Origin of the sequence: Nonomuraea longicatena (assembly GCF_039525605.1) — a bacterium.
GTDB lineage: Bacteria > Actinomycetota > Actinomycetes > Streptosporangiales > Streptosporangiaceae > Nonomuraea > Nonomuraea longicatena.
Genome location: NZ_BAAAHQ010000035.1, coordinates 14,022 through 35,137, shown reverse-complemented (window position 1 = coordinate 35,137; position 21,116 = coordinate 14,022). Strand labels below are relative to the sequence as shown.

The following is a 21,116-nucleotide window of genomic DNA, read 5'->3' as shown; positions in this document are numbered from 1 at the left end:
GGTGATTTCAACGACTACCTGGGCATACCGTGCCGACGGCACCATGGGGGCATGCTGCAAATCACGGACCTTCGCAAGCGATTCGGGGACAAGGTCGCCCTCGACGGCGTCGGGTTCACCGTACGCCCGGGCGAGATGTTCGGTTTCGTCGGCGCCAACGGTGCGGGCAAGACCACCACGATGCGGATCGCGATGGGCGTGCTCCGGGCCGACTCCGGCTCGGTGACCTGGCAGAACGCGCCTGTCGGGCCCGGGGAGCGGCGCCGCTTCGGCTACATGCCCGAAGAGCGCGGCCTCTACCAGAAGATGCGCGTCGCCGAGCAGATCGAATACTTCGGCCGCCTGCACGGCCTCAGCCAGTCGCGGGCCGCGACCGCCACCGCCGAGCTGCTGGAGCGCCTGTCGCTGACCGAGCGCCGGGGCGACGCCGTCGAGGCCCTGTCGCTGGGCAACCAGCAGCGGGTCCAGCTCGCCGTCGCGCTCGTGCACGACCCCGAGGTGCTGATCCTGGACGAGCCGTTCTCCGGCCTGGACCCGATCGCGGTGGACGCGCTCGCCGGTGTCCTCCAGGAGCGCCGCGCCGGCGGGGTGCCGGTGGTCTTCTCCAGCCACCAGCTCGACCTCGTCGAGCGGCTCTGCGACGCCGTGGGCATCATCTCCGCCGGTCGCATGGTGGCCAGCGGCGCCGTCGCCGAACTGCGCTCGGCGGGCAACAACCTGCTCAGGGTCGTCGTGCGCGGCGCCGTACCCGGCTGGGCCGACGGCCTGCCCGGGACGCTGACCACGGAGGGGGACGCCAGCGTGCTCGTCACCGGCCACCGCGACGACCAGGAGATCCTGCGGCGCGCGGTGAACGCGGGACGGCTTGAGCACTTCGGCGTCGAGCGGCCCTCGCTCACCGAGATCTTCAAGGAGGCGACGGCGTGAACAGCCTGATGCTGGTGGCGCGGCGGGAGATCACCACGCAGGTGCGCTCCCGCGCGTTCGTGATCGGACTGCTGGTCACGGTGGTGCTCATGGGCGCCCTGGCGTTCGCCCCCAAACTGTTCGGCGGGCCGGACTCCTACCGGCTCGGCACCGTCGGGACCGCCCAGCTGCCGCTGAAGGCGGCCGCGCCGGACACCGAGTTCGAGTGGCGTTCCTTCGCCGACCGGCAGGCCGCCACCAAGGCGCTGCTCGACGGCGACCTGGACGCGGTCCTCGTCGCGGGCGACAAGGTGCTGACAGACGGCGAGATCGACTCCCAGCTCGGTGTGCTGCTGCAGAGCGTCAACCGCGAGGTGAAGCTGGGCGCGGCCGGGGTGCAGATCCCGCCGCTCGCGATGGAGTCGGTCGGAGGGGACGCCCGCTACGAGTCGGCACGGTCCGGCATCGCGTTCGTGCTGATCATGGTGCTGTTCCTGATGCTGTTCGGCCAGGCCATGATGGTCGCGATGGGCGTGGTCGAGGAGAAGGGCAGCCGGATCGTGGAGATCCTGTTCGCCTCCCTCCGGCCCTGGCAGCTGCTCGGCGGCAAGATCGTCGGGCTGGGCGTGGTCGGCATGATCAATCTGGTCGTGACGCTGGCCGCGGGCCTGATCGCCGCGTTCGCCTCCGGGCTCGCGGCGGACTTCCCGCCCGGTATGACGAGCATCGTGATCTGGGTGCTGGTGTGGTTCGTCCTGGGATACGCCTTCTTCGCGACGATGGCGGCCGCGTTGGCGTCGCTGGTCTCGCGCCAGGAGGAGGTCGGCAACGTCCTGACCCCGATGACCATGCTGCTCATGGCGCCCTACCTGATCAGCTTCTACGCCATGAACGAGCCCACGAGCGTGTTCGCGCAGGTCATCTCGATCCTGCCGCCGTTCTCCTCGATGGTGATGCCGGTGCGGCTGGCCTCCACGGAGGTGCCGCTGTGGGAGGTGGGTCTCGCGGCCGTGCTGATGGCGGCGGCCGTGGTCGTGATGCTGTCCATCGGCGCCAAGGTGTACGAGCGGGCGGTGATCCGTACTGGGGCGCGGGTCAAGCTGGTCGACGTCCTGCGGTCCAAGTAGGCGGCAGCGTTCGTGGACGACCTGGAGCACGCCAGGGCGAGGACCTGGCTGATCGTCGGCTTGCCGCTGGCGCTCGGCGGGGTCCTCCCCGCGTTGATGATCCTCAGGAACGTGGTTCACCCGCTGCTGCCCTGGTGGCGGCTGGGTGTCGCGGCCGTTGCCCTGGTCGTCTTCACCTGGCTGGGCGTGCGGGTCAGCAGGGCGCTGGTCGAGGGCGGGCCCTACCCCCTGCGGGAGGCGAGCGTCTCGGGGGTGCTCGCGGCGGTGGCCGGCGGGGTGGGCGGGGCCGAGCCGTACGGCTGGGGCTTCGTGCCGCTGGCCTGGCTGGCGGTGGCCTCCGGCGGGGTGCGGCGGTGGGTCGCGGTGGTGCAGGCGGCGGGGACCGCGGTGTTCCTGATCGGGTCCGCGCTGTTCTGGGTCGCGCGCGGGGAGAGCACGATGACCGTCTTCGGCCTGGACTGGACGGCCTGGGTCGTCGTGGTCGTCGTCATCTACGCGGCCATGTGCGCGGTTCTACCGCCCAGCACCCGCCTGTGGCTGTGGATCTGGCAGTTGGCCAGGCAGGCCCACGAGGGCAGGGAGGCGCGGGCCAGGCTCGCGGTGGCGGAGGAGCGGCTGCGGTTCTCCCGCGACATGCACGACATCGTTGGACATCAGCTCTCCGCGCTGGCGGTCAAGTCGGCCCTCGCCGTACGGCTGGCGGAGGGCGACGGCGACGCCGCCAAGGCCGAGATGACCGAGGTCCGCGACCTGACCAGGAAGGCGCTGCGCGAACTGCGCGAGGCCGTACGCGGCTACCGGGAGCTGGACCTGACCGCGGAGCTGCACAGCGTGAAGAGCGTCCTGGAGGCGGCGGGGGTGCGCTGCGAGCTGCGGCTGCCCGGCCGCGACGCGGCGGGCGACGTGGTCGGCGACGTGGCGGGCGATTTGGCCGGCGCCGCCGCGCCGGTGCTGGCCGTGGTGCTGCGCGAGGCGGTGACGAACGTGCTCAAGCACTCGGAGGCGGGCTTCTGCGCCATCACGTTGCGCCTGGGACCGGAGGGAACCACCCTTGAGGTGCGCAATGACGGGGTAGCACGTAGACAGGCGGCCGATCTGGGCAGCGGCCTCGCGGGGCTGGGCGAACGGCTGGCGGCCGTGGACGGCACGCTGTCGGCTCGGCCGGCGGGCGACGGGGAGTTCCACCTGAGGGCGGTTGTCCCTCGCTGAGGGGGTAGGAGAGGTGGACACTGGAATCACGGGAGGTGACATGCGCGTCCGGGGGAAACGGGGAGCACAGGTGATCCGGGTGGGATCCCGGCTCGACGCGGGGACGTCCGCCGGAGTGCGCCCGCGCCTGCACGACGCGGTCGACGCGGGCGGGGGCGACCTGGTCCTCGACCTGTCGCGGCTGGAGATGATCGACGCCACCGGGCTCGGGGTGCTGGTGGGCACCCACCGGCGCGCGCTATCGGCCGGACGCCGCCTGGTGCTGCGCAATGTGCCACCCCGGATCATGCGGATACTCGCGGTCACCAGACTCAACCGCATTCTCCATCTGGAGATCGCCGCCCAGGCCGTGGCCTGACCCTCCGATTTTCCTCAGCGCTTTTGGCTATTTGCGGACGCGATGAAATGGGGGAATATCGCGCCACCGAATCCTCAGGTCGCCCCGAGGCTGCGGCCACAGATGTGAACCGCCACCTCGATGAGCTTGTCCAGTTCCGGCTGGTGGTCCGACATCAGCCATTCGATGAGCAGTTCTTGCAGCGCTCCAATGACGGCGAGCGCCACCAGCCGCCGGTCGATCGGCACGGTCACCGGGAATTCGGCGGAGGCGTCTTCGATGAGCTGGGCGAAGGAGGCGACGGCGCGCTGCCGCGACACCGCGAGCACATCGCCTGACCTGCGGACCTCCAGGTGCATGATGCGGGCCCGGCGCCAGTCGGCGGTCGCGAATTCCATATACGCGCGCACTCCGGAGGCGATTCTGTCCATGAGCGTGGCAGGCGCTTCCTGTAACGCTTTGGCCACGACCGCGAGGCTTTCCTCGACGCATCGCTCGTGCAGTGCCTGAAGGAGTTCCTCGCGGCCGCCGAAACATTCGTAGAAGGCGCGGTTGGAGATCCGCGCCTCCGAGCAGAGCCTTTCGATCGTCGTAGCGGAGAAGCCCGGTTTCGCGTACAGCGTGTAGGCGGCCGTCATCAGCCGCTCACGCCTGTCCGCCAGCCTTTGCTCGGCCGACATTCCCCGGTAAGACCGGTTCACATTCACACCCGTCCAACATGATTGTGGCCCCCAGAGCCCTCAATTATGGACGGATGATCCCTTTTCGGAAAGAGTGCACGATCGCCACTTGCATCTGCCGTGCACGGGACATCGAACCTGACCGGCCACTCAGTGGTCGGGCAGCCACGATCCGTGGAATCCGGCGGGAACGCGGCGCGGCAGCGTCACGGACGCCACCTCCTTCAGATCGCGGGCGTCGGCGACGAGCAGCCGTGAACCCCTACTCGCGGTGACGATCGACAACAACCATCCGTCGTCCTCCGAGATGGCCCCCTCGGCGGGGACGAACACCGCCTCGCCGGTGCGTCCCCCGGTGGCGAGGCTGGCGGCCGACCCCGTCAGATGATCATATTTGACGATCTGCTCGACTCCGACCGTGTACAGGAACCGGTTCTCACGGCCCACCCGGGTCTCGTTCAGCGTCGGGAACTCCACGCCCCTGTCGTCGAGCAGTTCCTCGGTGACCGCGCCGGTGGTCGGGTCGAGCGTCCAGCGGTACGGGTTCGCCACGCTGATCTCCGCGGCCGCCCCGGCGAGGTCCGCGCGACCGCTGATGCCCTCCCATAGTCCGGTGAACGTCTCGCCGGTGTAGCGGACGGCGTTGAGCACGACGCGGCCCTGCTCGTCCTCCCAGGCGTTGCCGACGTGGAAGACGGCGCACGGATCCACCTCGAACCAGCGGGTCTCGCCGCCGGCGCGCGGGGTGATGCCTATGCGGGCGCCGTAGCTCTCGTCGTAGGCGAACGGCATGGCCGAGTCGCGGTCGAGGTCGAGCGTCACCGGCAGGTCCAGCCAGACCAGGTGCCGCTCGGTGATCGCGAAGTCGTGCATCAGCGTCGGGCCGGGGCCCTCGATCTCGCGGCTCTCCACCAGCTCGCCGTCCGCCGACAGACGGTGGTAGGTGAGGAACGGCGGGAAGTAGCCGTAGCCGAAGAGGTGGAGCTCGCCGGTGATCGGGTCGAGCTTGGGGTGGGCGGTCATGGCGGTGGTCAGCTTGCCGCCGAAGTCGCACGGGCCGATGGTGTCGAGCTCGGGCGTCAGCTCATAGGGGTAGGCGGCCTCGACCAGGGCGAAGATCCGGTCGTCGTGCCTGATCACGTGGGTGTTGGCCGTGCCGGCTGTGAGGTCGAGGCCGGATTCGCTCAGGAAGGGCGCGTTCTCGGTGAAGTGACGGGTGCGTACCCAGCGGTTGCGATACCACTCGGCGCGCCCCTCGTGCAGGCGGATGCCGTGGATCATGCCGTCGCCGGCGAACCAGTGACCTGGGTCGTCGCCGGGCTTGGGGTTGGGGCCGTTGCGGAAGTAGCGGCCGGTCAGCTCGGGCGGGAGCGTGCCGGTGAGGGGAAGGTCGTGCGCCTCGATCTCGTCGGGGACGGCGGCGAAATCGCCGGTCAGATAGGCCTTGCCCATGCGGATCCTCCAATCTCGATATGTCAAAAGTAGAATCTCCAGATCTGACATGTCAATAGTGGAATGACGCGGGATGTCTCACCCGCCCTCCCATCGCATCCGTCTTTCGTGTCTTTGTGTAGACCCATCCCCTTTATGTCCGGGTCCTATGTCGGGTTTCCGGGCAAGACCCATCCCCCCTCACGGCCCAGCCACCCCCACCCGCCGCCCACCGCACGGGCCTGAGGGCCTCCCCGAGCGCCACCCCCCGCCCCACGTCGCGACCGCAACGCCGCCCCTGACGCCCCTCCCTGGGGGCGGGGCCGGCGTGGGGCGAAGAACGGCGCCGCCTACGTGGCCAAACCGTGACTGACCAACCCGAAGGACCCGCTCACCGGCTACCCGCATCTACGGCGACACCGGCGCAGGACCTGCGCCTCGGGTCGGTCTCGACACGATCGCTCAGCGGCTGTCGGCCGACCCGGCCTCGCCGTGTCACGCCGGCCAGACCGAGCTGTTCTCACACGGCCGATGGGTGGCGCCCCGGTTCACCGAGGCCGAGAGCACGGCGTATCCGCAGTTGAAGACGAACGTCCCTGCGGTGGCGAACGCGCTCACCGGCGTCCCCGGTGAGCGCGTTTCCGTGCATCTGGGAACGGGCGGCGGCGGGCGGCGTGCTCAGAGCCGCCCCTGGGACCCCGTCCCCTAGAACAACGTCGGGTTCTCCGGCTCGATGCCGCGTAGCGCGGCGTAGTCCAGGGTGACGCAGTCGATGCCGCGGTCGGCGGCCAGCACCCGTGCCTGCGGCTTGATCTCCTGGGCCGCGAACACCCCCCGCACCGGCGCCAGCAGCGGGTCGCGGTTGAGCAGTTCGAGGTAGCGCGTCAGCTGTTCCACCCCGTCGATCTCGCCCCGCCGCTTGATCTCCACCGCCACCGTCGCCCCCGCCGCGTCGCGGCACAGGATGTCGACCGGACCGATCGCCGTCATGTACTCGCGCCTGACCAGCGAGTATCCCTCGCCCAGCGTCGTGATGTGCTCGGCGAGCAGTTCCTGCAGATGCGCCTCGACCCCGTCCTTGATCAGCCCGGGGTCGACGCCGAGTTCGTGGGAGAAGTCGTGGAGGATCTCCTCCATGGTCAGCACCAGCTTCTCACCCGTCTTGCCGTGGGTGACGGTCCAGGTGCCGCCGTCCTCCTTCAGCTTGCACGGCGGGTTCATCCAGTTGAGCGGCTTGAAGGCGCGGTCGTCCGCGTGGATGCTCACGCTTCCGTCCGCCTTGATGAGAATCAGCCTCGGCGCCATCGGCAGGTGTGCCGTGAGCCGCCCCATGTAATCCACGCTGCATCGCGCGATGACCAGCCGCATGACGGCCCACCCTACCGGCTCTGGAAAACTGGGGGGCATGGCCTTTGAAATGGTGGGAGTGGTCGGTATCGGCATGATGAGTGCCGTTATCGCCGAGGTGTTCGCCCCCGCCCCCCTGCTCGACCAACTCGTCACCGCAGGTCTCGACCCCTTCTCGCGCGCATGAGCCCCCGCCGCGCCCGCCGCAAGGAGTCCACCCGCCCCTTCGCCTACCCCCGGGGCACCGAGCAGGTCGAGGAATGGCCGGACGGAGAGTGGAAGGTCCGCCTGCTCACCGGCTCAGGGGAGAAGGACTACCGTTGCCCCGGCTGCGACCAGGAGATCCCGGCGGGCAGCCCCCACCTGGTCAGCTGGCCCAACTGGACCGGAGGCGACGAGGAACGCCGCCACTGGCACACGATCTGCTGGCGCAAGAGACTCGACCGCGGTCCCGGCCGCAGCCGTTACTGAGCCCGAAAGGAACGAAGTGGAGATCCGCGCGGCCACCGTGCTCCCCGCCCGTCGCGAACCGATCGAACTGCACACCGGCGACGGCCTGAGCCTCGTCGGCGAACTGGCCCTGCCCGCCGAGCGCGACCCCGTCGCCACGCTCGTCACCCTGCACCCGCTGCCGACCCACGGCGGGTTCATGGACAGCCACGTCTACAAGAAGGCCGCCAACCGGCTGCCCGCGCTCGCCGACCTCGCCGTCCTCCGCTTCAACACCCGGGGCACCTCCTCGGAGCGCGGCACCTCGGAGGGGACCTTCGACGGCGGCGACGGCGAACGGCACGACGTGGCCGCCGCGCTGGAGTACGCCGAGTACCACGACCTGCCGCACGTGTGGGTGGTCGGCTGGTCCTTCGGCACCGAACTCGCCCTCAAATGGGCCCGCGACCCGCTGGTCGAGGGCGCGATCCTGCTGTCGCCGCCGCTGCACCGGGCCACCGACGCCGACCTCGACGGCTGGGCCGGCTTCGGCCGCCCGATGACCGTGCTCGTGCCCGAGTTCGACGACTACCTGCGGCCGGAGGAGGCGCGGGCCCGCTTCGCCAGGATCCCGCAGGCCGAGGTCGTGGGGGTCGAGGGGGCCAAGCATCTGTGGGTGGGGGAACCTTACGTGCGGATCGCGCTGGACGAGATCGTCAAGCGCGTCAACCCGGCCAAGCATCCGTTGCCTACGCATTTGCCCTGATGCGTACCGTCCCACCTGTGGGTACTCCGGACTGCCCTGCGTGAGCCGCGCCGGGGGGCTACGGTGTGGTCCGTGCAGCTCTACACGCGATCAACCGGGACCGGCGTCCCGGTCGTCCTGCTTCACGCCTTCCCCCTGTCCTCCGCGATGTGGCTGGCCCAGCGCGAGGGGCTGGCGGGCGGCTGCCGGGTGATCACCCCCGACCTGCGCGGCTTCGGTGGCTCACTGCTCGGCGACGACGAGCCGTCGATCGACCTCATGGCCGACGACGTGGCCCGGGTCCTCGACGCCCAGTCGATCGACCAGGCCGTGATCGGCGGCCTGTCGATGGGCGGTTACGTGACGATGGCCTTCGCCAGGCGCCACCCCGACCGCATGCTGGGCCTGGTCCTGGCCGACACCAAGGCCGCGCCCGACCCCGAGCCGGTCAAGGACAAGCGCGAGGACATCGCCAGGCGGGTGCTGGAGGACGGCACCGCCGTACTCGTGCGCGAGGTCCTGCCCGCGCTGACCGGGCGGACGACCAGGCAGAGCCGTCCCATGGTGCACGGACGGGTGCGCGGGCTGGTCCAGGCGGCGCCCACGGCCGCGGTGGCCTGGGCGCAGCGGGCGATGGCCGCCCGCCAGGACTCCTTCGAGACGCTGGCGGCGCTGAAGGTGCCGCTCCTGGTCGTCGTGGGGGAGGAGGACGAGATCTCGCCGGTGGCCGACGCCGAGGCGATGGCGCAGGCGGCTCCCGGCGCCCGGCTGGAGGTCATCCAGCGGGCCGGGCACCTGACGGCCGTCGAGCAGCCGGAGGCGTTCAACGCGGTCGTCGCCGCCTTCGTCAGGTCCGTGCCTGGCGGGGCAGCACCAACTCGCGGATGATGAGCGCGATCGCCGCGGCGACCGGGATGGCGAGCAGCGCGCCCACGATGCCGAGGAGCGCTCCGCCGAACAGCGCGGCGATCACGGTCACGGCCGGGGTGACGTCCACCGAACGCTTCATCACCCTCGGGTAGATGACGTAGTTCTCGACCTGCTGGTAGACGACGAAGAACACGGCGCAGACGAGTCCGGCGGGCACCGAGTCGAGCAGCGCCACCCCGGTCACGAGCACCGCCCCGATGGTCGCGCCGACCAGCGGGATCAGGTCGGTGAGCGCGATCACCAGGGCCAGCGCCAGCGCGTACGGCACCCCGACGATCGACAGGAAGATCCAGCTCAGCACCCCCGCGATCACCGAGATGAGCACGTTGCCCGCGACGTACCCGCCGATGCCGGACAGGATCTCCTCGCTGATCGCGCTCGTCCGCTCGCGGCGGGAGGCCGGAACCAGCTTCAGCAGGTACGCCTTGATGGTGTGCAGCGACCCGAGGAAGTACAGCATCAGCACCAGCAGCGTCACGGTGTTGAAGACGCCGTCGAGCACCACCAGCCCGGCTCCCATGATGCCGCTGGCCAGCGTGGGCCCCAGTGTCCCCGCCACGAACGAGCTGGCCTGCTCCAGGATCCGGTACTCCGCGTCGAGCTGTCGCAACGTCGGATTGGCGCCCAACTCCCTGATGTAGCCGGGCACCGCGTCGATGAACTCGGCGAGCTGCTGGCTCACCGGTGGTGCGACGGCCAGCCCGAACAGCGTGAAGGCCACGATCACCCCGGCGAACACGATCGAGATCGCACCCCTCCTGGACACGCGCCGCCGCTGGAGGGCCTCGACGGCCGGATTGAGCCCGACTGCCAGGAACATCGCGACCACGACCAGGATGATCGTGTTCAGCGACTTGACCACCATCTGGCCGATGGCGATGGCGGTCAGCACCCCGAGGCCGCCGATGAGGCCGAACAGGAACGGGCCTCGGGACAATGGTTTTCCGGGCAGTCCGAAGCCGGACTTCGGCTCGGGAGAAGTCTCGACATCCGCCGACACGCAGGGCTCCATGGGTCACGAGCGGGCCAGTAAAGGACAAAAAGAGAGCCTAGCGACCCGAAGGTCGCCAGGCTCTCTTTCAGCCGTCACTTAGCCCCCGTGATAGGCGCCCCTCTTATTCCTGCCACCATTCGCTGTCGTCGTCCGCCTTGGCCTCCGTCTTGGGAGGCGTGGCGGGGGCCGACGTGGTGGCGGCCTTGTCGGTGCCGCTGGAGGCGGCGATGGCGGGCTTGGCGGGCGCGGACGTCACCGCGGGCTCCGGCTCCATGCCCGGCAGCGGAGCACCGCCGAGGAGCTGACGCAGCTGCGCGAGGTGGCTGGTGATGCTGTCGCGCTGACGGGTCAGCTCGTCGACCTGGCGCTGCATCGAGGAGCGGGTGCGCTCGGCCTCGGCCTTGGCCTCGCTGACGATCGTCTCGGCGCTGGACTTGGCGTCGGACACGATCTGCTCGGAGCTCTTGCGGGCGTTGGCGACCAGCTGCTTGGCGTGCAGGTCGGCCTCGCGGCGGCTCTGCTCGGCCTGCTGGGTGGCCTTGGTGGCGCGGGACTCGGCGGTCGCCGCCCGCTGCTCGGCCTCGGCGACCAGCTTCTGCGTGGCGGCCTGGGCGGTCGCGTGGCGCTCGGCCTCCTGCCGCTCGGCCTCCTCGCGCCGCGAGGCGAGCTGGATCTCGAACTCGGCCTCGTCCTGGGCCCGCTTTGCCTCGGACTCCTCCAGCACCCGCTGAGCCTGGGCGCGCATCTCGTCGGCCTGGCGCTTGGCGGTGGTCAGGACCTCGTCGCGCTCGCGCTTGGTCGAGGCGCGCAGCTGGGCGACCTCGCGCTCGGTGGTCGTGCGCAGCTTGGCGATCTCGCGCTCGGCGTCCGCGCGCTTCTCCGCCACCTCGTGGTCGGCGGTGGCGCGCAGCTTGGCGGCCTCGCGCTCGGTCGTGGCGGTCAGCTCGTCGGCCTCGCGGCGGGCGGTCGAGCGGATCTCCTCGGCCTCCCGCTCGGCGCTGGTGCGCATCTCGTCGGACTCGCGAGTGGCCTGAGCGCGCTTGTCGGCGGCCTCCGCCTCGGCGGCGGCGCGCACGTCGGCGGCCTCGACCTTGGCGGCGGCCTTGATCTCGTTGGCCTCCGACCGGGCCGCCTGCACGAGCTCGGTGGCCTGCTCCTCGGCCAGGCGCAGCAACTGCTCGATGCGGGCGCCTAGGCCGGAGTAGGTCGGCCGTTCCTGCTCCTGCAGCTGGCGCTGGGAGTCGGACAGGCCGCGCTGCAGGTTGGTCACCTGCTCGCGAGCCTGGCGCAGCTCTCCGTCGAGCTGCTTCAGATGATCGTGGACCTGGTGGCGGTCGTAACCGCGCAGCACCACGTCGAACTCACGCGCTGGGGCGTCCTCGAAGAAGTTGTTGAGCTGGGCGTCGATGTCGGACTGCATGGAGGCTCGATCCTGGGTTGTCGAGACGGCTACATCGGCCGGACGGGGGGTTCGGGGCATCCGAGCCAGGCGCCTGTGCCTCGCGGCAGGCTCCATGTCCGGCGGAAGGCCAGCGTACTCCGCCGTTGCCGCCGAGGAGGCCCCGTCCGACTTTCTGCGTGACTAGTTACATTTGAACGTTTTGCGGTTGCTAGCGGTCGGCGGCTTGGACCAACTCGGTGAGCATCCCTCCCACATCCTTGGGATGCAGGAACGCGATCGACGAGCCCATCGAGCCGTGTCTGGGCCGCTCGTCGAGCAGCCTGACGCCCTTGCTTCCGACCTGTTCCATCGCTTGGCCCACATCGGGGACGCCGAAAGCCACATGATGCACGCCTTCGCCCCGCTTGGCCAGGAACTTCCCCACCGGCGAGTCGGCGCTGAGCGGCTCCAGGAGCTGGATGTAGGAGCCCCCGCCGGCGCCGTCGGCGATGTGCAACATCGCCTCCTTGACCCCTTGCTCCTCGTTGACCTCGCGGGCGACCACCGTGAGGTCGAAGAGCTCCGTGAACAATGCGATCTTCTCCTCAAGGTCGTGACAGGCGATCCCGATGTGGTCGATGCGCATGAACATTATGAGGTCCACCTCCGTGGCGATCATCCGGCTACCCGTAGGTATCGTGTCAAACGACCCCTCGTGCGCACAGGAGGACCCGCCATGACCGCATCCGTCATCGTCGCCGGAGCTCGTACGCCGATCGGCAGATTGCTCGGCTCACTCTCCGGACTGTCCGCCGTCGAACTCGGCGGCATCGCGATCAAGGCGGCCCTGGAGCGCTCCGGCGTGTCGCCGGAGCAGGTGGAGTATGTGATCATGGGTCAGGTGCTCCAGGCGGGTGCCGGCCAGATCCCCTCGCGCCAGGCGGCGGTGAAGGCGGGCATCCCGATGACCGTGCCCTCGCTGACCGTCAACAAGGTGTGCCTGTCCGGCCTCGACGCCATCGCGCTGGCCGACCAGCTGATCCGCGCCGGCGAGTTCGACATCGTGGTCGCGGGTGGCATGGAGTCCATGAGCAACGCGCCGCACCTGCTGCCCGGCCTGCGCAAGGGCGTCAAGTACGGTGGCTCGGCCGTCGTCGACTCGATGGCGCACGACGGCCTGTTCTGCGCTTTCGACCAGGTCGCGATGGGCGAGTCCACCGAGCGGTACAACGCCCGGCTCGGCATCACCCGCGAGGAGCAGGACGCGGTCTCCGCCCGCTCCCACCAACTCGCGGCGGCGGGCATCAAGAACGGCGTCTTCGACGACGAGATCGTCCCCGTCGAGATCCCGCAGCGGCGCGGCGAGCCGGTCGTGGTCAAGGACGACGAAGGCGTCAGGGCCGACACCACCCCCGAGACGCTGGCCAGGCTGCGGCCCGCCTTCGCCGCCGACGGCACCATCACGGCGGGTTCCGCCTCGCAGATCTCGGACGGCGCCTGCGCGGTCGTGGTGATGTCCAAGGCGAAGGCCGAGGAACTGGGGTTGAGCTGGCTCGCCGAGATCGGCAGGCACGGCAACGTCGCGGGCCCGGACACCTCACTGCAGTCGCAGCCGGCCAACGCCATCAAGCACGCCCTCGCCAAGCAGGGGCTGGCGGCCGCCGACCTCGACCTGGTGGAGATCAACGAGGCGTTCGCGAGCGTGGTGATCCAGTCGGCGAAGGAGCTCGGCCTCCCGCTGGAGAAGGTCAACGTCAACGGTGGCGGCATCGCCGTCGGCCACCCGATCGGCGCCTCCGGCGCGCGGATCGTGCTCGCGCTCGCCCACGAGCTCAGGCGCAGGGGCGGCGGACTCGGTGCCGCCGGCCTGTGCGGCGGCGGCGGCCAGGGCGACGCCCTGATCATCCGCGTCCCTTAGACGGCCCGCCGGACCCGGCGTTCGCGACGTCCTGCCCGGCGTACCGGGCATCGGTACGTCCCGGACCTCGGGGTGACGGAGAACGCCCCGGATCTCAGCCGAGCGGCGCCGCGCCGCTCAAGGCGTCGCCGTGAACGAGAACAGGGCCGCTCCGAAAGGGCCCGAGAACGACAGTACGGCGGCCGCTTCGCGGTCCGCCGTACTGTCTGGGGTGTTCGTGTCCGCCGGTGGCGGGCACCCCGTGCTCATGCGCCCAGGATCCTGGCGAGCAGGGAGGGGCGTCCCTGCCGGGCCTCGCGGACGCGGCGCTGCTCGGCCGTCTGCCTGCGCAGGTCCTCCTGCTTGTTCTTCATGATCATGTATTCGATCTCGGCGTTCATCGGAGTGCTCCTTGGCTGGTGACTGCTTTCCGCACTCCTAAGACTCGTCCTAAGACCCCCTGCCGCACATGAGGCGAATGCCTTATCTCCGGGTCTCCCGGGGGCGGGGCCATGCCTAGGGCTCGTCGGAGTGCTTCACCGTCACCTTGGTGAAGCCGAGCGAGCGCAGCAGGCCCTCCAGCATCGTCCGGGTGTTGGTGTCGGCCCGGGTCCGCAGGTCGCTGGCGCCGGCCGCCTCGGCGATCTTCTGCTCGGCCAGCACGTACAGCTCGCGCTGGTCGGTGGGGGAGGCCGACAGCAGGTCCTGCACCCGGTCGAGGAGCCCGCGCTGCTGCGCGAAGACGTACGAGCGCCGGTTGTCCAGGTTGGGCTTCTCCAACTGCGCCCGAGGCAGCCGTACGGTCACCTCGCGCCGGTCGGCCGACACGCTCACCGCGTCCTTGGCCAGCGCGGAGAAGTCGACGTAGGCGTCCACCCCGCCGGCTCCGACGAACAGCGTGCGGCTGCCCTTGACCGCGTCGGGCAGGAAGTTGGCGTCCTTCTCCAGGTCGACGACCACCTGGAAGGTGCCGGTGGCCGCCTCGAAGCGGCTGAGGTCGGTGATGGAGCGCAGCAGCGCGGGCCCGCTGCGGTCGATGACCTGTTCGCCCGCCGGGTTGAGCCGGCTCCAGGCCAGCAGCGCGCCCGCGACGAGCAGCGCGGCCGCCACCAGGGCGCCGACGAGATATCGCCACCTGCGACGGGGTGTCACGGGAGTTGTCGTCATGCGGGCACTTCTACCCTTCTGACGATCATCAGTGCCAGCTCTGGGGTGACATTCCCGTCGGATATACCGGATATACGGGGGTGGGCGAGACCGGGATGGCCGTGGCCGCGTCGCCGCCCCCGAAGTGCACGCCCGACAGCTTGCAGCTCTGGAACTCGTTGAAGAACATGCGCAGCCACTCGCGCCGCTGCGGCTCGCTCAGCCCGGAGAACCAGGCGGCGGCGTACTGGTGCTCGGGCAGCGGGCCCCCGGGCAGCGGCTCGCCGCGCAGCCAGGCCATCACGATGTCGCGGAAGCCGGAGGCGGGGGAGGCGTCGCAGCGGGTGGCCAGCGACTCGATGTACTCGTAGGCGGCCTCGTCGGCGAATCCGGCGGACAGGTCGGGCACGTGGATCCGGGCGAGCCCGCCGGAGTGCTGCAGCGACTCGTCGACGGGACGCTGCTCGACCCGGGTGAAGGCGGCGGGGGTGCCGGACAGCCGAGAGGCGATCTTGGTGAAGGTGGCGCCGAGTTCGGTGAGCCCCGCCCGCATGCCCGGGTGGACGCACACCGTGATCGGCCACTCCTGGCAGCTGTAGGCGATGGCCTGCGCGGCGGCCGGCTTGGGCTCGGTGAGCAGCCGGGTGACACCGGTGCCCGCGGCGATGACGGCGAGCAGCGCGAAGGCCAGCACCAGCGCCTGCCGGGTGACGACGGCGGTCCAGCCCAGCAGCAGCGCGCAGGTGACCCCGAGCAGCCAGAGCGTCTGGTCGAGGAAGGCCGCCCCGTTGAGCCCCTGGAACAGGTCGTACGGCTCGCCCGTGCCCGGCGCCAGCCGGTCGGCCCAGGTGCGGCCCTCGGCCAGCCAGGTGAAGACCGCGTAGCAGCCGAGCCCGGCGACGGGCGGGGTGACGGGGTGCGGCACCAGCCATCCGGCGACCCACCCGATGACCGAGTAGAGCGCGAGCCCCGCCATGCCCATGCCGAGCCCCGACACGCTGAGCCGTCCGGCCTGCTCGGTGAGCAGGGTCTTGACCGCGAGGACCAGCACCGTGGCGGTGAACGAGCCGAGCACCACGGCCACGATGGCCAGCGGCAGCTTCAGCGCCCGCCAGGCCGACAGCGGCCGCCCGCGCAGCGCCCGCCGCTTGCGCAGCGCCACCCACGCGGCGAACGCGGCGGCGACAGGTCCGGTCAGCGTCAGCGAGCCGATCACGGCGACGACGATGTTCTCCCACGCGTCGACGCCGGGGATCAGCACGCTCCACGCCGCCAGCGACCCCAGCGCGAGCAGGACGGCCACCGTGACCGCCGCGCCCTGCTTGAGCTCCTCGCGAGCCACTCCCGCGTGCTCACGCACCCGAAACCCCGTTGACGTTCATCAAAGCACCCCCCGTGCCCTTCGGTGGCGGAGAGTCCGCGGTGTCCAGGCCGTCCCCACGGCCGATCGGACTTGGCTTCTCCGTCACCCTTCGTGCGAGAACCATAACTGAGCGTGATGATTGGCGTCCGCGTTCTTGGTCAAGCGATGACGCGGGCCCGGCTACGGATTCCGGCGAACCAGCGCTAACGTAGCGCTGTGCCACAGCCGAAGTCCCTCAACCTGCCGTTCGATCCGATCGAGCGCGCCGCTGAGAGCTGGCGTGTTCACTTCGGGCCCTCGTCCGCCATGGCCGCCGTCACTTCGATCATGAGAGCGCACCAGATCCTCCTGTCGCAACTTGACTCGCTCCTGAAGCCGTACGACTTGACCTTCGCCAGGTATGAGGCGTTGGTGCTGTTGACCTTCAGCAGAACCGGCGCGCTGCCGCTGTCGAAGATCGGCGAGCGGCTCATGGTCCATCCGACGAGCGTCACCAACACGGTCGACCGGCTGGAGCGCTCCGGGTTCGTCACCCGGCTGCCCAACCCCCGTGACGGGCGCGGTGTGCTCGCCGAGATCACCGAGGCGGGGCGGCGGACGGTGGGGCGGGCGACGGCCGACCTGATGGCCGCCGAATTCGGCATGGACATGTACGGCGAAGCCGAACTGACCGCCATGTTCGGCCAACTGCGAACGCTGAGGGTGGCCGCGGGTGACTTCGCGGTCTCCGGCATGCGGCAAGATGAGGAACATGGCGGACTTCTCTAGGCCCGGATCTCTCTACGGAGCGGTCGACCTGGGCGCGCGCAAGCAGGCACTGGACGCGCAGGCGAGGAGGGGTGCCACGGGGCCGCAGGCCGCGGCCGCCCCGATCGAGGTCACCGAGGACACCTTCAACAGCGAGGTCGTCGAGCGGTCGCGGACCGTCCCGGTGATCCTCGACCTGTGGTCGTCGCGCTCTCCCGGCAGCGCCCAGCTCAGCCCGGCGCTGGAGAACGTGGTGGGCTCCCTGGGCGGCCGAGCCGTGCTCGCCCGGGTCAACGTCGACGTGAGCCCGCAGATCGCGCAGGCCCTGCGCGTGCAGGCGGTGCCGACGGTGCTGGCCATCTTCCAGGGCCAGGCGGTCACCGGCTTCCAGCAGGTGCTGCCGGAACCTGAGATCAGGCGCTGGCTCGACGAGCTGATGGGCGCGGTCGAGCAGTTCTACGAGGCCAACCCCGACCTGCGGCCCGACCTGCCCGAGGCGGCCGACGAGCCGGAAGGGCCCCCGGCCGACCCCGACCTGGTCGCCGCCGAGGAGGCCATCGACAAGGGTGACCTCGACGGCGCGAAGGCCGCCTACGAGCGGCTGCTGGCGCGGGTGCCGGGCGACGAGGACGCCAGGATGGGTCTCGCGGGCGTCGGGCTCATCCAGCGCACGATCTCGGCCGACCCGGCCGAGATCGCGCGCCGTGCCGAGGACCCGGGCGACATCGAGGCGCAACTGCTGTCGGCCGACCTTGAGATGCTGGCCGGTCAGGTCGACGAGGCGTTCGCGCGGCTCGTGGCCACGGTCAAGCGCACCTCCGGCGACGACCGCGACCGGGTGCGCAAGCACCTGCTCGGCCTGTTCGACGCGCTCCCGGCCGAGGACCCGTCGCTGGCCAAGGCGCGCCGGGCGCTGGCGAGCGCGCTGTTCTGACCCGCCGGCCCGGGTCTAACCTGGGTGTATGCGGGTCGTCACGATTTCGGCGACGTACGGCACGGCCGGGCACCTCATCGGACCGGCCGCCGCCGAGCAACTCGGTGTGCCCTTCGTCGACCGCGCCATCCCGAATGCCGTGGCACGGGAGCTCGGCTGCTCGCTGGAGGAGGCGCTGGCCCACGACGACCGCGCCGAGCACGGCCTCGGCAGGCTGTTCTCCGGGGCGATCCGGCTGCCGACGGTCGCCTTCGGCGGGGTGGACATGTACGTTCCGGGGGCGCTGCCGCTGCCTCCGGAGGAGTTCGTCCGAAGGACCGAGCGCGCGCTGAAGGAGACCGCCCGCCTCCAGGGCGGTGTGTTCCTGGGGCGGGCGGGGGTGCTGGTGCTGCGTGAGCATCCGGGAGCGCTGCACGTGCGCCTGGACGCCCCGCTGGAGCGCAGGGTTCGGCAGACGGCCACCCTCGCGGGCGTCTCGGAGAAGGAGGCGCGCCGCGTCATCGAGGACAACGACCGGGCCCGCACGGCGTACGTGCGGCACTTCTACCGTGCGGATCCGGCCGACGCCTGTCTCTACCACCTGGTGCTCGACAGCACCACGATCCCGGTACCGGTGTGCGTCGAGCTGGTCGTCACCGCTGCCGAGGCGCTGAACTGACCTCCAGACGGCGTTCGTCGCAGCGGCGCGGGGCGCTGACCGGGTTGCATCGCGCGATCTTGCCGTCGGGCAGTTCGGCGACGTAGTCGGTGCCGTTGCGGGCGGCCAGGCCGACGATCGGGAAGTCCGTGCTGATCATCTGGGCGCCGCTGTCGAGTGCGGCGCGCAGCCGGGTGGTGTCGCCGGAGCGGGCCTCGACGAAGGGCACGTCGGAGCGGGTCCTGACGTAGTAGCCCTTGCGGACGAAGTCCTGGATCTGGGCGGTGTTGCCGTTCTGCGGGTCGTTCCAGCCGATGAAGGCGGCGTCGTCGCGGCCGGGCCGGGAGTTGGTGAACATCACCCGGCCTTCCAGGCTGGGCCGTCCGGCCAGGTAGTGGGCCTGGAGCGCGCGGTCCAGGTTGTCCATGAAGAACATCACCTTGCCGCGCGAGCGGTCGAGGCGCGGCCAGCCGTGCTGGAGCACCGACTCCTCCAGCGTCAGCCCCTCCCTGCGTACGGTGTCCGGCGTGATCAGCCGTTCTTCGGGGAAGACCGAGCGGATCTCCGCGTCGAGCGCGTCGAGCAGCGCGGTGTTCCAGGGCGGGCTCTTGGCGCCGCCGACGGCCTCCTTGGCCGGGTCGGTGCGCTTGAGCTCGGTCAGGACGGTGATCGGCACGTGGCCGGGGTTGGCGTCCGACCACTGCTTGACCTGGCGCAGGCACGTGACCAGCGCCGAGCAGTTGGTGCCGTAGTCGTGGTCGCCCCAGTGCAGCACCTTGAAGCCGGGCTTGGCGAGGTCGGGGTCGGTCAGGTCGGGCAGTCCGGCGTCGCGGCGCACGAGCGGCTTGGTGTACAGGCCGCCCTGGGGGTCGGGGAAGACGTCGAGTTCGATGCCGCGCACGCGCTGGGTGGCGAACTGGTTGGGGATCGCGGTGTGCGAGTACTGCAGGTTCCACCAGTTGCGGTCGGTCCTGCGCTGGACGTCCTTCTCCTCGTCGGTGACCTCAAGGTGGTAGCTGTTGTGGGTGGCGATGGTCTGGACGTGGTTGATGCGCAGGCCCGCTTCGGACGCGGTGGCGGGGGCGGCTGCCGTGAGTAAGGCGAGTCCGGCGGAGGCGAGCAGGACGGCGGTGCGCATGTGTCTCCTTCGTGCAGGTGGTGCGGGGTGACGCTAGTGGGAAAGACGAACCCCAAGTACCAGCATTTCCTGACTTGTGCTGAACAATGCGCGCGACCTCGCGGAGGGACCGTTCACTCTCCGGAGGTGGCACCATGGAAGGCACTCTTGGTCAGGCCTGAAGGAGCGGAAGACGTGGCGACCGTCCCGAGTGTGTCGTACTCCATCACCGTGCGGTTGGAGGTGCCCGCTGGCGGCAAGGCCGTCAGCCTCCTCACCCACGCCGTAGAGTCGGCGGGAGGGGTGGTCACCGCCCTCGACGTCACCAACGCCGGTCACGAGAAGCTCCGCATCGACGTCACCTGCGCCGCCCGCGACACCGACCATGCCCAGGCCATCGTCGACCAGCTTGAGGCCGTCGAGGGCGTGGTCATCCACAAGGTGTCCGACCGCACCTTCCTCATGCACCTCGGCGGCAAGATCGAGATGAGCTCCAAGGTGCCGCTCCGCAACCGCGACGAGCTGTCCATGGCCTACACGCCGGGCGTGGCCCGCGTCTCCATGGCGATCGCGCGCAACAAGGAGGACGCCAGGCGCCTGACCATCAAGCGCAACACGGTCGCGGTCGTCACCGACGGTTCGGCCGTCCTCGGGCTCGGCAACATCGGCCCCGAGGCCGCGCTGCCGGTCATGGAGGGCAAGGCGGCGCTGTTCAAGCGCTTCGCGGGCATCGACGCCTGGCCGATCTGCCTCGACACGCAGGACGTCGACGAGATCGTCCGCACGGTGCAGGTGATCGCCCCCGGCTTCGGCGGCATCAACCTGGAGGACATCTCGGCGCCGCGCTGCTTCGAGGTCGAGCGCAGGCTGCGCGAACTGCTCGACATCCCGGTCTTCCACGACGACCAGCACGGCACCGCCATCTGCGTGCTGGCCGCGCTCACCAACGCGCTGCGGGTGGTCGGCAAGAACATCGAGGACGTGAAGATCACCATGGCGGGGGCGGGCGCGGCGGGCACCGCCGTACTCCGGCTGCTGCTGGCGGCGGGCGCGCGCAACGTGGTGGTCTGCGACTACCTGGGCGCCGTCCACAGCGGCCGCGACGACCTCGACGAGTCGCTGCGGTGGATCGCCGAGCACACCAACGCCGACGGCTACGCGGGCGACCTGCGCGGCGCGGTCAAGGACGCCGACGTCTTCGTGGGCGTCTCGGCCCCCGGCATCCTCACCGGCGACGACATCGCCACGATGGCCTCGGACGCGGTCGTGTTCGCGCTGGCCAACCCCGAGCCCGAGGTCTCGCCCGACGACGCCCGCGAGCACGCGGCCGTGGTGGCGACGGGGCGCTCCGACTACCCGAACCAGATCAACAACGTGCTGGCCTTCCCGGGCGTCTTCCGCGGCCTGCTCGACGCGCAGGCGGCGGGGGTGACCCAGGAGATGCTGCTGGCGGCGGCGGGTGCGCTGGCCGCGGTGGTGACACCGGAGGAACTCGGCCCCAACTACATCATCCCGAGCGTCTTCCACCCCGACGTGGCGACGGCGGTGGCCGCCGCCGTGCGCGAGTCGGCGGGCGGTCGCGCGCGAGGCTTCACAGAGGCCTGATCCGGCACTGGACACACAGCCCTCCATCGTGTGTCCTAGGTCCGATGTGTCCTAGGTGTCCGTTCGAGAGCGCCACGGCCCAGCCGTGGCGCTCACCCGCCTCACGGCGGGTTCCACCCCGTCCGTCACGGCCGGCCGCCCCCACCGCCTCCCG

At 70.4% G+C, this 21,116-nt stretch carries 23 protein-coding genes; 13 read left to right on the top strand and 10 right to left on the bottom strand.

What is annotated here, in order from left to right:
- The first annotated feature begins 51 nt into the window (after positions 1-51).
- The 4 genes from ABD120_RS27735 to ABD120_RS27720 are packed head-to-tail and all read left to right on the top strand — an operon-like array spanning position 52 to position 3,600.
- Positions 52-927 carry an ABC transporter ATP-binding protein gene (locus ABD120_RS27735; protein WP_343953056.1) on the top strand — a complete coding sequence of 292 codons (876 nt, stop codon included), beginning with the start codon at positions 52-54 and terminating at the stop codon, positions 925-927.
- A complete protein-coding gene (locus ABD120_RS27730) occupies positions 924-2,033 on the top strand; it encodes an ABC transporter permease (RefSeq protein ID WP_343953055.1) in 1,110 nt (369 codons plus the stop codon). Before ABD120_RS27735 ends, ABD120_RS27730 begins: the two co-directional genes overlap by 4 nt.
- A 12-nt stretch (positions 2,034-2,045) precedes the next feature.
- A complete protein-coding gene (locus tag ABD120_RS27725; RefSeq protein WP_343953054.1) occupies positions 2,046-3,242 on the top strand; it encodes a sensor histidine kinase in 1,197 nt (398 codons plus the stop codon).
- 40 nt (positions 3,243-3,282) lie between these two features.
- On the top strand, positions 3,283-3,600 hold the full coding sequence (locus tag ABD120_RS27720; protein WP_343953053.1) for an STAS domain-containing protein: 318 nt from the start codon (positions 3,283-3,285) through the stop codon (positions 3,598-3,600).
- Between the two features lie 74 nt (positions 3,601-3,674).
- On the opposite strand, the gene ABD120_RS27715 is transcribed toward ABD120_RS27720, so the two are convergent.
- The 3 genes from ABD120_RS27715 to nucS all read right to left on the bottom strand — a co-directional run bounded on the left by ABD120_RS27715 (position 3,675) and on the right by nucS (position 7,058).
- Positions 3,675-4,217 carry a TetR/AcrR family transcriptional regulator gene (locus ABD120_RS27715; protein WP_343953052.1) on the bottom strand — a complete coding sequence of 181 codons (543 nt, stop codon included), beginning with the start codon at positions 4,215-4,217 and terminating at the stop codon, positions 3,675-3,677.
- Between the two features lie 192 nt (positions 4,218-4,409).
- Positions 4,410-5,711: a carotenoid oxygenase family protein gene (locus ABD120_RS27710; protein ID WP_343953051.1), complete on the bottom strand. Its 1,302-nt coding sequence runs from the start codon at positions 5,709-5,711 to the stop codon at positions 4,410-4,412.
- A 684-nt stretch (positions 5,712-6,395) separates the two neighbouring features.
- On the bottom strand, positions 6,396-7,058 hold the full coding sequence (gene nucS, locus ABD120_RS27705) for an endonuclease NucS (RefSeq protein ID WP_343953050.1): 663 nt from the start codon (positions 7,056-7,058) through the stop codon (positions 6,396-6,398).
- A 37-nt stretch (positions 7,059-7,095) separates the two neighbouring features.
- Between nucS and ABD120_RS27700 the strand changes: the two genes are divergently transcribed.
- From ABD120_RS27700 to ABD120_RS27685, 4 genes are all read left to right on the top strand, one after another.
- Positions 7,096-7,224 carry a hypothetical protein gene (locus ABD120_RS27700; RefSeq protein WP_343953049.1) on the top strand — a complete coding sequence of 43 codons (129 nt, stop codon included), beginning with the start codon at positions 7,096-7,098 and terminating at the stop codon, positions 7,222-7,224.
- Positions 7,221-7,508: an ATP/GTP-binding protein gene (locus ABD120_RS27695; RefSeq protein WP_343953048.1), complete on the top strand. Its 288-nt coding sequence runs from the start codon at positions 7,221-7,223 to the stop codon at positions 7,506-7,508. The genes ABD120_RS27700 and ABD120_RS27695 overlap by 4 nt, the downstream gene beginning before the upstream one ends.
- A 16-nt stretch (positions 7,509-7,524) precedes the next feature.
- Entirely contained in the window at positions 7,525-8,232 is a 708-nt protein-coding gene (locus tag ABD120_RS27690; RefSeq protein WP_343953047.1) for an alpha/beta hydrolase, read from the top strand.
- Positions 8,233-8,304: 72 nt separating this feature from the next.
- Entirely contained in the window at positions 8,305-9,099 is a 795-nt protein-coding gene (locus ABD120_RS27685; RefSeq protein ID WP_343953046.1) for an alpha/beta fold hydrolase, read from the top strand.
- Here ABD120_RS27685 and ABD120_RS27680 read toward each other — a convergent pair.
- From ABD120_RS27680 to mce, 3 genes are all read right to left on the bottom strand, one after another.
- Positions 9,059-10,141 (bottom strand): AI-2E family transporter, encoded by a 1,083-nt coding sequence (locus ABD120_RS27680; protein WP_343953045.1) that lies wholly within the window; start codon positions 10,139-10,141, stop codon positions 9,059-9,061. The genes ABD120_RS27685 and ABD120_RS27680 overlap by 41 nt on opposite strands.
- Before the next feature lie 115 nt (positions 10,142-10,256).
- Positions 10,257-11,555, bottom strand: coding sequence for a DivIVA domain-containing protein (locus ABD120_RS27675; RefSeq protein ID WP_343953044.1), 1,299 nt, complete (start codon positions 11,553-11,555; stop codon positions 10,257-10,259).
- Positions 11,556-11,745: 190 nt separating this feature from the next.
- Positions 11,746-12,168, bottom strand: coding sequence for a methylmalonyl-CoA epimerase (mce, locus tag ABD120_RS27670; RefSeq protein ID WP_343953242.1), 423 nt, complete (start codon positions 12,166-12,168; stop codon positions 11,746-11,748).
- An 84-nt stretch (positions 12,169-12,252) separates the two neighbouring features.
- On the opposite strand from mce, the gene ABD120_RS27665 reads away from it, so the two are divergent.
- Positions 12,253-13,434: an acetyl-CoA C-acetyltransferase gene (locus ABD120_RS27665; RefSeq protein WP_343953043.1), complete on the top strand. Its 1,182-nt coding sequence runs from the start codon at positions 12,253-12,255 to the stop codon at positions 13,432-13,434.
- A gap of 245 nt (positions 13,435-13,679) precedes the next feature.
- Here ABD120_RS27665 and ABD120_RS27660 read toward each other — a convergent pair whose 3' ends face one another.
- From ABD120_RS27660 to ABD120_RS27650, 3 genes are all read right to left on the bottom strand, one after another.
- Positions 13,680-13,814, bottom strand: a complete 135-nt coding sequence (locus tag ABD120_RS27660; RefSeq protein ID WP_343953042.1) for a hypothetical protein — start codon at positions 13,812-13,814, stop codon at positions 13,680-13,682.
- A gap of 115 nt (positions 13,815-13,929) precedes the next feature.
- Positions 13,930-14,580 carry a DUF4230 domain-containing protein gene (locus tag ABD120_RS27655; protein ID WP_343953041.1) on the bottom strand — a complete coding sequence of 217 codons (651 nt, stop codon included), beginning with the start codon at positions 14,578-14,580 and terminating at the stop codon, positions 13,930-13,932.
- A 28-nt stretch (positions 14,581-14,608) separates the two neighbouring features.
- Positions 14,609-15,919: a hypothetical protein gene (locus ABD120_RS27650; protein WP_343953040.1), complete on the bottom strand. Its 1,311-nt coding sequence runs from the start codon at positions 15,917-15,919 to the stop codon at positions 14,609-14,611.
- 219 nt (positions 15,920-16,138) lie between these two features.
- Here ABD120_RS27650 and ABD120_RS27645 point away from each other — a divergent pair, with 219 nt between their 5' ends.
- The 3 genes from ABD120_RS27645 to ABD120_RS27635 are packed head-to-tail and all read left to right on the top strand — an operon-like array spanning position 16,139 to position 18,261.
- Positions 16,139-16,690: a MarR family winged helix-turn-helix transcriptional regulator gene (locus ABD120_RS27645; RefSeq protein WP_343953039.1), complete on the top strand. Its 552-nt coding sequence runs from the start codon at positions 16,139-16,141 to the stop codon at positions 16,688-16,690.
- Positions 16,674-17,603 (top strand): tetratricopeptide repeat protein, encoded by a 930-nt coding sequence (locus ABD120_RS27640; RefSeq protein WP_343953038.1) that lies wholly within the window; start codon positions 16,674-16,676, stop codon positions 17,601-17,603. The genes ABD120_RS27645 and ABD120_RS27640 overlap by 17 nt, the downstream gene beginning before the upstream one ends.
- Positions 17,604-17,631: 28 nt before the next feature.
- Positions 17,632-18,261, top strand: a complete 630-nt coding sequence (locus ABD120_RS27635) for a cytidylate kinase-like family protein (protein ID WP_343953037.1) — start codon at positions 17,632-17,634, stop codon at positions 18,259-18,261.
- Here the strand turns inward: ABD120_RS27635 and ABD120_RS27630 are convergent.
- Positions 18,236-19,378: a phosphatidylinositol-specific phospholipase C1-like protein gene (locus tag ABD120_RS27630; protein ID WP_343953036.1), complete on the bottom strand. Its 1,143-nt coding sequence runs from the start codon at positions 19,376-19,378 to the stop codon at positions 18,236-18,238. The genes ABD120_RS27635 and ABD120_RS27630 overlap by 26 nt on opposite strands.
- 174 nt (positions 19,379-19,552) lie before the next feature.
- On the opposite strand from ABD120_RS27630, the gene ABD120_RS27625 reads away from it, so the two are divergent.
- Positions 19,553-20,962 carry an NAD-dependent malic enzyme gene (locus ABD120_RS27625; protein WP_343953035.1) on the top strand — a complete coding sequence of 470 codons (1,410 nt, stop codon included), beginning with the start codon at positions 19,553-19,555 and terminating at the stop codon, positions 20,960-20,962.
- The last annotated feature ends 154 nt before the right edge of the window (positions 20,963-21,116 follow it).

Excerpts from the sequence above, each read along its gene's own strand:
- ABD120_RS27735 (WP_343953056.1), top strand. The coding sequence starts at position 52 with ATGCTGCAAATCACGGACCTTCGCAAGCGATTCGGGGACAAGGTCGCC.
- ABD120_RS27720 (WP_343953053.1), top strand. The coding sequence starts at position 3,283 with ATGCGCGTCCGGGGGAAACGGGGAGCACAGGTGATCCGGGTGGGATCC.
- ABD120_RS27715 (WP_343953052.1), bottom strand. The coding sequence starts at position 4,217 with ATGACGGCCGCCTACACGCTGTACGCGAAACCGGGCTTCTCCGCTACG.
- ABD120_RS27710 (WP_343953051.1), bottom strand. The coding sequence starts at position 5,711 with ATGGGCAAGGCCTATCTGACCGGCGATTTCGCCGCCGTCCCCGACGAG.
- nucS (WP_343953050.1), bottom strand. The coding sequence starts at position 7,058 with ATGCGGCTGGTCATCGCGCGATGCAGCGTGGATTACATGGGGCGGCTC.
- ABD120_RS27700 (WP_343953049.1), top strand. The coding sequence starts at position 7,096 with ATGGCCTTTGAAATGGTGGGAGTGGTCGGTATCGGCATGATGAGTGCC.
- ABD120_RS27695 (WP_343953048.1), top strand. The coding sequence starts at position 7,221 with ATGAGCCCCCGCCGCGCCCGCCGCAAGGAGTCCACCCGCCCCTTCGCC.
- ABD120_RS27675 (WP_343953044.1), bottom strand. The coding sequence starts at position 11,555 with ATGCAGTCCGACATCGACGCCCAGCTCAACAACTTCTTCGAGGACGCC.
- mce (WP_343953242.1), bottom strand. The coding sequence starts at position 12,168 with ATGTTCATGCGCATCGACCACATCGGGATCGCCTGTCACGACCTTGAG.
- ABD120_RS27665 (WP_343953043.1), top strand. The coding sequence starts at position 12,253 with ATGACCGCATCCGTCATCGTCGCCGGAGCTCGTACGCCGATCGGCAGA.
- ABD120_RS27660 (WP_343953042.1), bottom strand. The coding sequence starts at position 13,814 with ATGAACGCCGAGATCGAATACATGATCATGAAGAACAAGCAGGAGGAC.
- ABD120_RS27655 (WP_343953041.1), bottom strand. The coding sequence starts at position 14,580 with ATGACGACAACTCCCGTGACACCCCGTCGCAGGTGGCGATATCTCGTC.
- ABD120_RS27640 (WP_343953038.1), top strand. The coding sequence starts at position 16,674 with ATGGCGGACTTCTCTAGGCCCGGATCTCTCTACGGAGCGGTCGACCTG.
- ABD120_RS27635 (WP_343953037.1), top strand. The coding sequence starts at position 17,632 with ATGCGGGTCGTCACGATTTCGGCGACGTACGGCACGGCCGGGCACCTC.
- ABD120_RS27630 (WP_343953036.1), bottom strand. The coding sequence starts at position 19,378 with ATGCGCACCGCCGTCCTGCTCGCCTCCGCCGGACTCGCCTTACTCACG.